This is a genomic window from Mangrovimonas sp. ST2L15 (assembly GCF_001280515.1).
Taxonomy (GTDB): Bacteria; Bacteroidota; Bacteroidia; order Flavobacteriales; family Flavobacteriaceae; genus Mangrovimonas; species Mangrovimonas futianensis.
This window is the reverse complement of the sequence record NZ_LBIQ01000030.1, coordinates 1,272,230-1,284,033: the sequence shown is the minus strand read 5'-3', so window position 1 is coordinate 1,284,033 and position 11,804 is coordinate 1,272,230. Positions and strand designations below refer to the sequence as shown.

The 11,804-nt window shown below is 35.3% G+C and carries 12 protein-coding genes; 11 read left to right on the top strand and 1 reads right to left on the bottom strand.

Features of this window, described 5'->3' with window-relative positions:
- The first annotated feature begins 33 nt into the window (after positions 1-33).
- The 9 genes from ZA07_RS09515 to ZA07_RS09475 all read left to right on the top strand — a co-directional run bounded on the left by ZA07_RS09515 (position 34) and on the right by ZA07_RS09475 (position 8,788).
- Positions 34-567, top strand: coding sequence for an RNA polymerase sigma factor (locus tag ZA07_RS09515; RefSeq protein WP_053971457.1), 534 nt, complete (start codon positions 34-36; stop codon positions 565-567).
- Between the two features lie 7 nt (positions 568-574).
- Positions 575-1,402 (top strand): anti-sigma factor domain-containing protein, encoded by an 828-nt coding sequence (locus ZA07_RS09510; RefSeq protein WP_053971456.1) that lies wholly within the window; start codon positions 575-577, stop codon positions 1,400-1,402.
- A 102-nt stretch (positions 1,403-1,504) separates the two neighbouring features.
- Positions 1,505-1,708 carry a hypothetical protein gene (locus tag ZA07_RS09505; protein ID WP_053971455.1) on the top strand — a complete coding sequence of 68 codons (204 nt, stop codon included), beginning with the start codon at positions 1,505-1,507 and terminating at the stop codon, positions 1,706-1,708.
- A gap of 6 nt (positions 1,709-1,714) precedes the next feature.
- Positions 1,715-2,836, top strand: a complete 1,122-nt coding sequence (locus ZA07_RS09500; RefSeq protein ID WP_053971454.1) for a glycosyltransferase — start codon at positions 1,715-1,717, stop codon at positions 2,834-2,836.
- A complete protein-coding gene (locus ZA07_RS09495; protein WP_053971453.1) occupies positions 2,827-3,375 on the top strand; it encodes an RNA polymerase sigma factor in 549 nt (182 codons plus the stop codon). The genes ZA07_RS09500 and ZA07_RS09495 overlap by 10 nt, the downstream gene beginning before the upstream one ends.
- Positions 3,372-4,586 (top strand): Nramp family divalent metal transporter, encoded by a 1,215-nt coding sequence (locus ZA07_RS09490; RefSeq protein WP_053971452.1) that lies wholly within the window; start codon positions 3,372-3,374, stop codon positions 4,584-4,586. The genes ZA07_RS09495 and ZA07_RS09490 overlap by 4 nt, the downstream gene beginning before the upstream one ends.
- A 51-nt stretch (positions 4,587-4,637) precedes the next feature.
- Positions 4,638-5,519 carry a lipoyl synthase gene (gene lipA / locus ZA07_RS09485; RefSeq protein ID WP_053971451.1) on the top strand — a complete coding sequence of 294 codons (882 nt, stop codon included), beginning with the start codon at positions 4,638-4,640 and terminating at the stop codon, positions 5,517-5,519.
- Positions 5,519-6,517 (top strand): type I glyceraldehyde-3-phosphate dehydrogenase, encoded by a 999-nt coding sequence (gene gap, locus ZA07_RS09480; protein WP_053971450.1) that lies wholly within the window; start codon positions 5,519-5,521, stop codon positions 6,515-6,517. Before lipA ends, gap begins: the two co-directional genes overlap by 1 nt.
- A gap of 24 nt (positions 6,518-6,541) precedes the next feature.
- Entirely contained in the window at positions 6,542-8,788 is a 2,247-nt protein-coding gene (locus ZA07_RS09475) for an ATP-binding protein (protein WP_231628665.1), read from the top strand.
- Here the strand turns inward: ZA07_RS09475 and lpxK are convergent.
- Positions 8,785-9,792, bottom strand: a complete 1,008-nt coding sequence (gene lpxK / locus ZA07_RS09470; protein WP_053971448.1) for a tetraacyldisaccharide 4'-kinase — start codon at positions 9,790-9,792, stop codon at positions 8,785-8,787. The two genes, ZA07_RS09475 and lpxK, sit on opposite strands and share 4 nt — an antisense overlap.
- 111 nt (positions 9,793-9,903) lie before the next feature.
- On the opposite strand from lpxK, the gene ZA07_RS09465 reads away from it, so the two are divergent.
- Entirely contained in the window at positions 9,904-10,998 is a 1,095-nt protein-coding gene (locus tag ZA07_RS09465) for a Nif3-like dinuclear metal center hexameric protein (protein WP_053971447.1), read from the top strand.
- A 3-nt stretch (positions 10,999-11,001) separates the two neighbouring features.
- Positions 11,002-11,784, top strand: coding sequence for a zinc ribbon domain-containing protein (locus ZA07_RS09460; protein WP_053971446.1), 783 nt, complete (start codon positions 11,002-11,004; stop codon positions 11,782-11,784).
- Positions 11,785-11,804: the final 20 nt, after the last annotated feature.

The window sequence follows — 11,804 nt, the reverse complement described above, 5'->3', positions numbered from 1 at the left end:
TTGAACTTATAAAACACTTTAACAAATAATAGCTTGATTTCACCCATTGAACAAAGAATAGTTGACTTGTTGGAACGAGGCAACAAACAAGCCATATCCTTGCTTTATGAAAACTATGCAGATGCGCTTTTTGGTGTTATAAAAAAAGTTCTATCAGATGATGACCTTGCCCAAGATGCATTGCAGGAAACATTCATTAAAGTTTGGAAAAAAGCCAAGACTTATGACCCTTCCAAAGCCAAACTCTTTACATGGCTGTATCGCATAGCGTATAATACTGCTATTGACAAAGTTAGGTCACAAACAAATAAGGATAGTAAGGAAATCCAAATCGACATTTCAAACGTATATAAATTGACTTCCGAAAGTATCAATCAGGATGTTCTAGATATCAAAGAGCATTTAAAAACTTTGGATGAGAAATATCAGATTGTATTGAATGCCTTATTTTTTGAAGGCATGACGCAGCAGGAAGCAAGTGAGGAATTGGATATTCCTCTTGGAACAATTAAGTCAAGATTAAAAATTGGACTTCGTGAACTAAAAAAGATTTACGATCCAAAATAAAAAAGTCATGAATGATAAAATAAATACTTTCTTACATTCTGGTCTGTTGGAAAAATATCTGATGGACGAAACAACATTGCAGGAAAGCTTGATGGTGGAAAATTACATCGCCAAGTACCCTGAAGTTGAGAATGCATACAACACCTTGCAACACAATTTGGAAATCGTAGCCAAAAGCAATGCTGTTGAAGCGCCTCAAGCGATCTTGGACAACATCCTTGATGAACTTAATGAAGAAGACACTTTTGAAAAGGAAACTCCGGTTATTAATTTAAATTCTAGAAAAAAGACAAAAAAGTGGTACCACCTAAGTATAGCAGCTAGTATTGCTACACTTATTTTTGCAGGAACCTCTTATTTTCTATACACCCAAAATCTAGACTTAAAAAATAACTTAAGCCTTCAAAAGCATGAAAGCCAAGTAATTGTTGATGAAATTTTTGATCTTAGGGGAGACATTGACAAGATTATGAAGCAGTTCAAGCAATTGAACAATCCGGAAACTGAAAAATACATCATTAATGGGAACCAACGCGCCAAGAACTTAAAGACTGTGGCTTATATTAATCCCAAAGAAAGAACTTCTATGATTGATGTGGTTTCATTACCTAAATTACCTGAAGACCAAGAGTATAAAATTTGGGCTCAATTGCAAGATAAAATGGTAGACCTGGGAATCTTAACTGAAACCGATAGGCAGCTGAAAGAAATCCCTTATACCGAAAATGCTCTTGGATACAGTATTACTATTGAATCTAAAGGGAATGAGCATGAAACGGCTACAAAAGAAAATAGTGTTGCTGAAATTTTATTAAAAAATAAGAGCAACCAATAACTAAAAATAACACTACTGAGAAAAGAAAGCGGGTTTCAAAATATTGGAACCCGCTTTTTATGTTTTGAACTTAAAATTCCTAACTTTGCAAAAAGAAAAATTATGAAGCTTCTTTTAGTTACTTTAATATTATTAGGTTTGGGATTTGCTGGTATTGCAATTAAAATCTGGGCCAAAAAAGATGGAAAATTTGCAGGAACTTGTGCAAGTCAAAATCCGATGTTGAATAAAGATGGTGAGGCATGCGGATTTTGTGGAAAAACTCCAGACCAATTTCAAAACTGTAACGAACCTCAACATTCTTAATATTTGATGACCTGGCTTGATTGGGTTTTCTACTTTTTTTCTGGAGTAGTAGGTATTCAAGTAATCTATTATCTATTTTTTTTAAAGTTACTCCCATCTGGTAAAGATAAAAGGAGGCAAATAGGTGCCTCTCCTAACTTACCTGTTTCAGTTATTGTTTGTGCGAAAAATGAAGCTGAGAACTTAAAATCATTTCTCCCCTCTATTTTAAATCAAGAGTACCCTAAGTTTCAAGTTATTTTGATCAATGACGCCTCACGTGACGATACACTAGAAATCATGGAATCATTTCAAGAACAATTTTCAAATATCAAAATTGTTAATGTGAGGAACAACGAAACCTTTTGGGCCAATAAAAAATATGCTCTAACCCTAGGTATCAAGGCAGCAGAATACGAACACCTTTTATTTACCGACGCCGATTGCAAACCGGTTTCCAAGCATTGGATTTCTAAAATGAGTAAACAATTTTCAGAGTCAAAATCCATTGTTTTGGGTTATGGTAGCTATGCCAAGATTAAAAATTCTTTTTTAAATAAATTAATTCGGTTCGAAACGCTTTTAACGGCTGTTCAATACTTTTCTTATGCTTCTTGGGGTAATCCTTACATGGGTGTTGGTCGCAATCTAGCTTATACCAAAACTGTATTTTTTAAGGCCAATGGCTTTATCAACCATATCAAAGTAAGATCCGGAGATGATGATCTTTTTATAAATGAGGTGGCCAACGGGAAAAACACCACTATTTGTACTTCTGAAGAAAGCTTCACGGTCTCACAACCTAAAACCTCTTTCAAGGCATGGATTCATCAAAAGAGAAGACATATTTCAACTGCGAAACTTTATAAATCGAAGCATAAGTTTCTTTTGGGCCTATTTTACAGTACCCAATTACTGTTTTGGATGCTTTCCATTATCCTTTTGATATTTTTATTTCAATGGCCTTGGGTTGTCGGATTAATTTCGTTTCGATTTCTTATTCAATGGGTTGCATTGGGAAAAGCTTCAAAAAAATTAATGGAAAAAGACCTTGTTCCAATAATTCCCGTTCTGGAATGTTTTCTCATCTTTTTCCAATTAATTATCTTTATAACTAACCTCATATCCCCGCCCAAGCATTGGAAATAAAAGAAGCCATAAAAAAAGCCAAGGAAAATGATCAAAAAGCATTTAAATTTTTATTGGATTCCTTTTGGGATTATGTTTATGGTTACCAAATAAAACGCACCGGTAATGAAAATGAAGCCGAAGACATTACCATACAAGCATTTTCAAAAGCATTTGATAAAATAGCTACTTTTGACGAATCCTATTCGTTTCAAACTTGGATCATTACCATCTCAAAGAACATTCATATTGATATGGTGCGGAAAGAAAAAAATAAAATTTCCCAAACTATTTCTAATCAGGATGAAGATTCCCTGAATCAAATTCTAGATGAATCGCCTTCTGCCGAAGACCAGTTGATCATAGAACAAAACTTGGCTAAATTGCTTAAAGACATCAAAAAGCTCAAGCCCCATTATCAAGAAATCATCAACCTTAGATATTTCCAAGAGCTAAGCTATCAAGAAATATCAGATGAGCTAAAAGAGCCCATGAACAATGTCAAGGTAAAACTTTTAAGAGCCAAAAAACTGCTTGCCGAAATCATTAAAACAAAATGAAATCGCGGTTAAAAAAACTAGGCCCTGGCTTAATGTTTGCTGGAGCCGCCATTGGGGTATCGCACTTAGTACAATCTACTAGAGCAGGAGCCGATTTTGGATTTGGATTGCTTTGGGCACTTTTCTTCATCAATATCATAAAATATCCATTTTTTCAATTTGGACCAAAATACACCTCAGCCACTGGGGAGAGTCTACTGGATGGCTATCATAAGCTAGGAAAACCCATTCTATGGATTTATTTCCTACTGAATCTGGCAACAATGTTTACCATCCAAACAGCAGTTACAATCGTTACCGCTGGATTGGCATCCAACCTCTTCGGGTTTAATTTACCTATTGAATGGTGGGCATTTATTGTTTTAGGCATTTGCTTTTTTATTCTATTAAATGGCAAGTACTCCTTTTTGGACCATTTAATGAAAGTGATCGTCATCACCCTCACTTTAAGCACAATTATTGCCGTGATTATAGCCATCCCAAACACGGATCAACCTTTATCATTTGAACAAATAATTCCATCAGACACTTTAGCCATTTCTTTTTTAATTGCTTTTATGGGTTGGATGCCAGCTCCATTGGATGTATCCATTTGGCAATCTTTATGGACTCTAGAAAAGAAAAAATTGAATCCCGAATTATCCCAAAAGTCAACTTTATTCGATTTCAATATTGGCTTTATGAGTACCATATTAGTAGGCTGTTGCTTTTTAGCTTTGGGAGCCCTTGTCATGAACCATAGCGGCGAAACATTCAGTCCACAAGCTTCCTCGTTTGCCAACCAACTCATTACTCTTTATACCCAAACTCTTGGCAATTGGACCTATTTAATAATTGCTTTAGCTGCTTTTACCACCATGTTTAGCACAACCTTAACTACTTTGGACGCTTCTCCTAGAGCCATGTCCAAATCGGTAGAACTCCTTTTTAACAAAAATTATAATAAAGGCTATTTTTATTGGATGGTAGGATTGGCAATAGGTACCTTAATTATTTTTGTTTTTTTCCTATCCGAAATGGCTATGTTAGTAAAAATAGCCACAATTCTCTCCTTTTTAACAGCCCCGTTTTATGCTGTTGTTAATTTCATCTTAATTACAAGCAAACATACACCCAAAGAATTAAGACCTAAAAAAGGAATGCGCTTCTACAGCATCATTAGCATCTTACTTTTAATAAGTTTTAGCATTTGGTACTTAACAACTGTTTAGTATCCTATGTGATGAATACTTTGTATCTTTGCAGCCTTAGATTTTAATGTTATGGATACCGCAACAACTTCAAATTTAAAACCAACAGAACGACAACCAAAACCAAAATGGTTACGAGTAAAACTTCCTACCGGAAAGAAATACACGGAATTAAGAGGTTTGGTCGATAAATATAGCCTGAATACTATTTGTACGTCGGGTAGCTGTCCGAATATGGGAGAATGTTGGGGAGAAGGAACTGCCACTTTCATGATTTTAGGTAATATTTGTACGAGATCATGTGGTTTTTGTGGTGTAAAAACAGGTAGACCGGAAACAGTGGATTGGGATGAACCTGAGAAAGTTGCAAGATCTATTAAAATCATGAACATCAAACACGCCGTTTTAACCAGTGTAGATCGAGATGATTTGAAGGATATGGGGAGCATCTTATGGGCTGAGACTGTTAAGGCTGTAAGAAGAATGAACCCCGAAATAACTCTTGAAACGCTAATCCCAGATTTTCAAGGTATGGAAAGACATATTGATCGTATCGTGGAAGTAGCCCCTGAAGTCGTTTCACACAATATGGAAACCGTAAGAAGACTGACCAGAGAAGTTCGAATTCAAGCGAAATATGACAGAAGCCTGGGAGTATTAAAATATTTAAAAGAACAAGGACAGCGTAGGACTAAATCTGGTATCATGCTTGGACTTGGAGAAACAAAGGAAGAAGTCATTGAAACGCTTCATGATTTAAGAGACAGTCAAGTAGATGTTGTGACCATTGGTCAATATTTACAACCTAGCAAGAAGCATTTACCTGTTCAACGCTTTGTGACACCCGATGAGTTTAAGGCTTATGAAGAAATAGGCTTAGATCTTGGCTTTAGACATGTTGAAAGTAGTGCTCTTGTACGCTCTTCTTATAAAGCACAAAAGCATATCGAATAATGATCCGTATTGGTATTAACGGATTTGGTCGTATTGGAAGACGTGTATTTCGACTGGCTTTAGAAAGACCAGATATTGAAGTTGTAGCCATCAATGATTTGGCAGATGTTCAAACTCTAAGCCATCTTTTAAAATACGATAGTATTCATGGTGTCTTGAAACAGCATGTTTCCTATTCCGAAGGATTCATAAACGTGGATGATCAAAAAGTCTCCATTTTAAACCATACCCACCCTAAAGATATTGATTGGTCAGCTTTCAAATTGGATTTCGTAATTGAATCTACCGGTAAATTTAAGGATAGAGAAAGCCTACAATACCATATTCAAAATGGAGCCAAACAAGTTATTCTAAGTGTCCCTCCTTTAGAAGATGACATTAAGACGATTGTTTTGGGAGTCAATGATCAAATATTAGATGGTCAGGAACCCATTATCTCAAATGCCTCCTGCACTACCAACAATGCTGCCCCAATGATTTCTATCATCAAAGATTTGTGCGGAATAGATCAGGCTTATATTACAACGGTTCATTCCTATACAACAGACCAAAGTTTACATGACCAACCCCATAAAGACCTAAGGCGAGCCAGAGCCGCTGGACAGTCAATTGTGCCAACTACTACTGGTGCAGCCAAGGCTTTGACGAAAATTTTCCCAGATTTAAACGATGTCATAGGAGGATGTGGTATTCGAGTTCCAGTAGCAAATGGCTCCTTAACTGACATTACATTTAATGTGAAGAGAGAAACTTCCATTTCAGAAATTAACAATGCTTTTAAGACTGCTGCCGAAAACCGTTTAAAAGGTATTTTGGAGTATACTGAAGACCCTATTGTATCTATAGATATTGTCGGCAACCAGCACTCTTGTATCTTTGATGCACAGATGACCTCAGTCATTGGAAATATGGTTAAGATTATAGGTTGGTATGATAATGAAACGGGCTATTCTTCACGAGTTTTAGATTTAATTTGCAATTTATCGATAAAAAAGTAACTTTTATCGAATAAATATTTATATTTGTCACATTGGCAACGAAATGTGATGTCCCGAATCAGTATTTACATATATGCTTTCCTTCTGCTATTAAGCTTTAAAGCGCTTTCTCAGGATTCAGTTAAAGATGATCCTGAGACCATTCAGAATGCGATAAATTATCATGTCAATCAAGCACAATCTGATATTGAAAACGGCAGGTATTTTGAAGCACAAAAAACACTGGACGAGGCTTTGGTGCTTGCTAATAAAATTGATAACACAAAGAGCCAAGGTATCATCTATTCCAAACTTGGAAAACTGCAATATCTAATAGACGAACCGGAAGAGGCTATTAAATACCTTATTAAAGCCAATGAAAAGCAACGTTTCGCAAAAGATGATGCCAATCTTGCCGAAACTTACAAGACCATGGGAAATGTCTATTTCAGCATGGAACAATATCAAGATGCATTAGATTATTATACATCCTCAAAAACTTTATTTCAACAGGAAGGACTAAATGAATATGTAGCTGAAGTAAATCTAAATGAAGGAAGAACCTACATTAAACTGAAGGATTATAGAAGAGCTAAGATGTTATTAAGCCAAAGTACTTCAATGGCTAAACGCTATGAAAATTATAAAATATTAAGTAGCGGCAAAATACATTTAGGGTATGCGATTTTTCATTTAAAAGATGAGACAGCCGGTTTGCAAGAAGCAAATGAGGGATTAAGAATTGCCCTGGAACATCAATTTGATGATGTATTGAACCATGGATACCTGCTTTTAAGCGAATTAAATCATAATGTTGGAAATTTCAAAGAGGCCAATGATTTGTTATTAAAACACATTGCTTTATCAGACTCCATTTTAAAGGCAAAACGAAACAGCCTTTCTGAAGAAAAGAAGATGCAGTTATTAATAGAAAACCAAACCCAATACCAAAAAGAAAAACTTGCAGATCTTGAAGAAGAGCGAGATGCCAATAATCTAAATAAGCTTACCACCATTTTAAGTATCGCTTTAATTACAATCCTTTCACTTTTAACCTTGTCGTTGTACAAAAACAACAACATTAGGTTAAAAACCAACAACATGTTGCACAAGAAAAATAGTGAATTGATTATAGCCAAGGAAAAGGCCGAATTAGCATCTAAAACGAAAGCCAACTTCCTTTCCACAGTAACCCACGAATTACGTACACCTCTATATGCTGTAACCGGTTTAACCAATATGCTATTGGAAGAAGAGCCTAAACCAGAACAGATTCAGCATTTAAAATCATTGAAATTTTCTGGTGATTACTTACTAACCTTCATCAATGACATCCTTCAAATCAACAAAATTGAGGCGAATAAAGTAGAATTAGAACCTGAACCCTTCAATCTAAAGAAAAAAATAACCAATGTTATCGCGGCTTTGAACAACTCTGCTCTAGATAACAATACCAAACTTCATTTTAAGTTTGAAAATGGCTTACCAGAAAATTATGTTGCTGACCAAATTAAAATTTCCCAAATTCTCATTAATCTGATAGGAAACTCCATTAAGTTTACAAAAGATGGTGACATCTGGATTAAAGTAAGTAAAACAGAACAAAAGGGAGACATCTATAATCTGAAATTTGAAATTCAGGATAACGGAATTGGTATCAGCAAGGAAAAGCAAGACCAGTTGTTTGAAAGTTTTGCCCAAGGTTCGATTCAAATTAACAGAAAATATGGAGGTACGGGATTAGGACTTTCCATAGTAAAAGGGTTAATTAAGATATTAAACGGTAAAATATACCTTGACAGTGAACTAGGAAAAGGATCTACTTTCACCTTTGAAATTCCCATGAAATATTCTGAAAAAGAAATCATTGAGGAAACTAAGAGTTATTTCAAAGATGTTCGAGATGTTGATTTAAAAGACATCAAGATTTTAGTAGTTGAAGACAACAAAATCAATCAGATGATCACCAAAAAAATCTTGACAAAGATGAAGTTACAATGTGAAGTTGTAGACAATGGTGAAGCAGCTGTTGAAAAAGTTAAAACCAACCGTTATCATGTTATCTTGATGGACATTCATATGCCAGGAATTAGCGGTTTAGAAGCTACTAAGCTCATTAGAGAGTTTAACAAGGACATTACAATATTTGCCTTAACAGCCGTAACCCTTGAGGATAAAATGCATGAATTTGACGAAGCAGGATTTAATGATATTATCTCCAAACCATTCAAGCAGGAAGACTTTGAGAAAAAACTATTCCACGCTCTAATTAGTGAAGGCTCACCATCCTAAAAGGAATTGACAAAATCCAGTACTTTTTGATTAAACTCTTTGGGTTTGTCCAAGACTATTTCAATGGGCAAGTGGAACAATTTATCCTTTAATTGAGAATAGTCTTTCAATCTCATATAATCCTTTTCGGTAGTAACAACAGTTTTACTTTTTGCAATCATTTCTAATTCCTGATCTGAAAAATGGTGGTGATCTGGAAAATTTGAATGTTTAAACTTCAGGTTTTCTAGATTTAAAAATTCCAACAATGGTTTTGGATTGGCTATTCCAGTCACCAAGGTAAAATCTTCTAATTCTTTAAGCTGAAGAGAACGATTTTCTGAAACAACAGCATCACTATATTTGATGTGACTAAAAAATACCTGCTGATGAGGCAAAGGCTTCAGCCTTTTAGCAATTTGTGTCTTTTCAAGCTCATTCAAACTGCTTGGGCACTTTGTGACCACAATAACATCTGCCCTTTTAGCTCCTGTTTTAGGCTCCCTTAAATCCCCCGCTGGGAGCATGCAATCATCTGTATATATATTATCATAAGCCGTAAGCAATATATAAAAACCAGCCTGCACCTTTCTATGCTGAAAAGAATCATCCAATAAAACGACCTCCAAACTGGGGTTCTGGGATTTTAAATGCTCTATTCCCCTTTGCCTGTTTTCATCTACAGCAACCTGTATTTGATCCTTGAATTTTGAAAAAAACTGAAACGGCTCATCACCAATAGATACTGCCGAGTCTGATGCATCAGCTAATTTGAACCCGGTGGTTTTTCTTTTATATCCACGACTTAAAGTAGCCGTTTGAAATTCTTTAGATAGTAACCTGATTAAATACTCAATCATCGGACTCTTTCCAGTACCTCCCACGCTCAAATTCCCAACTCCAATAACTGGAAAATTATATGATTTACTTTTCAACCACCCATAATCAAAGGCTTTGTTACGCCAATAAGTAACCACATAATAAATGGGGTTCAATGGATAAAGCAACTTCCTGAAAAATTTCATGAAACTAAAGTATTATTTTTTATTCACCTGAAATGAACCAATTCATAAAAAATCCATCCTCAAGCACTTGAAAAAATTTTGTAGGTTTGATGAAAATAGGCTCAAAACATGATGACCATACAAGATGTAATAAATCACCTAGAGATATTTGCCCCTCTCCATTATGCAGAGGATTTTGATAACACAGGCTTACTAGTAGGTGAGGCAAGCACCCCTTTGAAAGGGATCTTAGTTACCTTAGACACTTTAGAACAAGTGGTTGACGAAGCTATTGAAAAACAATGTAATTTAATTGTTAGCTTCCACCCTATTATTTTTAAAGGTTTAAAAAAAATTACAGGAAAATCCTATGTGGAACGAACTGTTTTAAAAGCCATTAAACACGATATTGCCATATATGCGATTCATACGGCTCTGGACAACTCTTTCCAAGGAGTGAACGCTATGATTTGCGACCAACTTGGTTTAAAAAACAACCAAATTTTAATTCCTCAATCTGGCACAATTAAAAAGTTAACAACCTTTGTTCCCAAAAATGAGGCAGAAACGCTTCGTCAGGCTTTATTCGCTGTGGGTGCAGGAGCCATTGGTAATTATGACTGCTGTAGTTTTAATGTTGAAGGAACTGGTACTTTCCAGGGGAACGATCAATCCAACCCAACCAAAGGAAGTCGGGGTTCCATTCATTATGAGGAAGAAACACAAATTTCAGTTACATATGCAAAACATCTTGAAGGAATCATTTTAAAGACATTGTTTGAAACCCATTCCTATGAAGAAGTAGCCTATGAGATTGTCACACTAGAAAACAAGAACCAACATATAGGTATGGGAATGGCAGGAGAACTGGAGACTGCAATGAATGAGGAATCCTTTTTAGCCTTTTTAAAAAAGCAAATGAAAACTTCATGCATCCGACATACAACCCTTCTCAACAAACCAATTAAGAAAGTAGCTGTTTTAGGAGGATCTGGAGCATTTGCTATAGGAGCTGCTAAGGCTGCAAAAGCAGATGTTTTTTTAACTGCAGATTTGAAATATCACGACTTCTTTTCCGCTGAAAATCAAATTATTTTATGCGATATCGGCCACTTTGAAAGTGAACAATACACAAAAAATCTTTTAGCCTCTTATCTTACAAAAAAAATTACTAATTTTGCAGTCGTTTTATCAACGACCCAAACCAATCCAGTAAAGTATTTTTAATATATGGCAAAAAAGAAAGAAACAACTGTAGAAGAGCGCTTAAGAGCCTTATACGATTTACAACTCATCGACTCACGTATTGATGAAATTAGAAATGTTCGTGGAGAGCTTCCTTTAGAAGTTCGTGACTTGGAAGATGAAGTTGCTGGTTTGAATACTAGATTAGAAAGACTTGAGTCTAGTTTAGAATCGATTGATCACCAAATTACTGACAAGAAAAATTTAATTGAAGAATCAAAAGCTTTGATTAAAAAATACAGTGAGCAACAAAAAAATGTTAGAAATAACAGAGAATATAATTCCTTAACCAAAGAAGTTGAGTTCCAAGAACTGGAAATTCAATTAGCTGAAAAGCACATCAAGGAATTCAAAGCTCAAATTGAGCAAAAGAAAGAAGTTATTTCTGAAACTAAAGACCGTCTTAAAGAGCGTCAAAAACACCTTAAGCACAAAAAAGGTGAATTGGATGCTATTTTAGCTGAAACTGAGAAAGAAGAAAAGGCCTTGATTGAAAAGTCTGACGACTACAAATCAAACATTGAAGAAAGATTGGTTAAAGCTTATACTAGAATCAGAGAAAATGTAAAAAATGGTTTAGCCGTTGTACCTGTTGAAAGAGGTGCTTCAGGAGGATCTTTCTTTACCATTCCACCACAAATCCAAATGGAAATTGCTTCACGTAAAAAAATCATTACAGATGAGCACAGTGGTAGAATTTTGGTTGACCCAGCTTTAGCTGATGAGCAAAAAGAGAAAATGGAAAAATTATTTGCGAGCTTAGCTTAATATAATTTACAACATACTTT

Bases quoted from the DNA above. Each gene is read 5' to 3' on its own strand.
- lipA (WP_053971451.1), top strand. From the start codon at position 4,638: ATGGATACCGCAACAACTTCAAATTTAAAACCAACAGAACGACAACCA.
- ZA07_RS09500 (WP_053971454.1), top strand. From the start codon at position 1,715: ATGACCTGGCTTGATTGGGTTTTCTACTTTTTTTCTGGAGTAGTAGGT.
- ZA07_RS09465 (WP_053971447.1), top strand. From the start codon at position 9,904: ATGACCATACAAGATGTAATAAATCACCTAGAGATATTTGCCCCTCTC.
- gap (WP_053971450.1), top strand. From the start codon at position 5,519: ATGATCCGTATTGGTATTAACGGATTTGGTCGTATTGGAAGACGTGTA.
- ZA07_RS09460 (WP_053971446.1), top strand. From the start codon at position 11,002: ATGGCAAAAAAGAAAGAAACAACTGTAGAAGAGCGCTTAAGAGCCTTA.
- ZA07_RS09505 (WP_053971455.1), top strand. From the start codon at position 1,505: ATGAAGCTTCTTTTAGTTACTTTAATATTATTAGGTTTGGGATTTGCT.
- ZA07_RS09490 (WP_053971452.1), top strand. From the start codon at position 3,372: ATGAAATCGCGGTTAAAAAAACTAGGCCCTGGCTTAATGTTTGCTGGA.
- lpxK (WP_053971448.1), bottom strand. From the start codon at position 9,792: ATGAAATTTTTCAGGAAGTTGCTTTATCCATTGAACCCCATTTATTAT.
- ZA07_RS09510 (WP_053971456.1), top strand. From the start codon at position 575: ATGAATGATAAAATAAATACTTTCTTACATTCTGGTCTGTTGGAAAAA.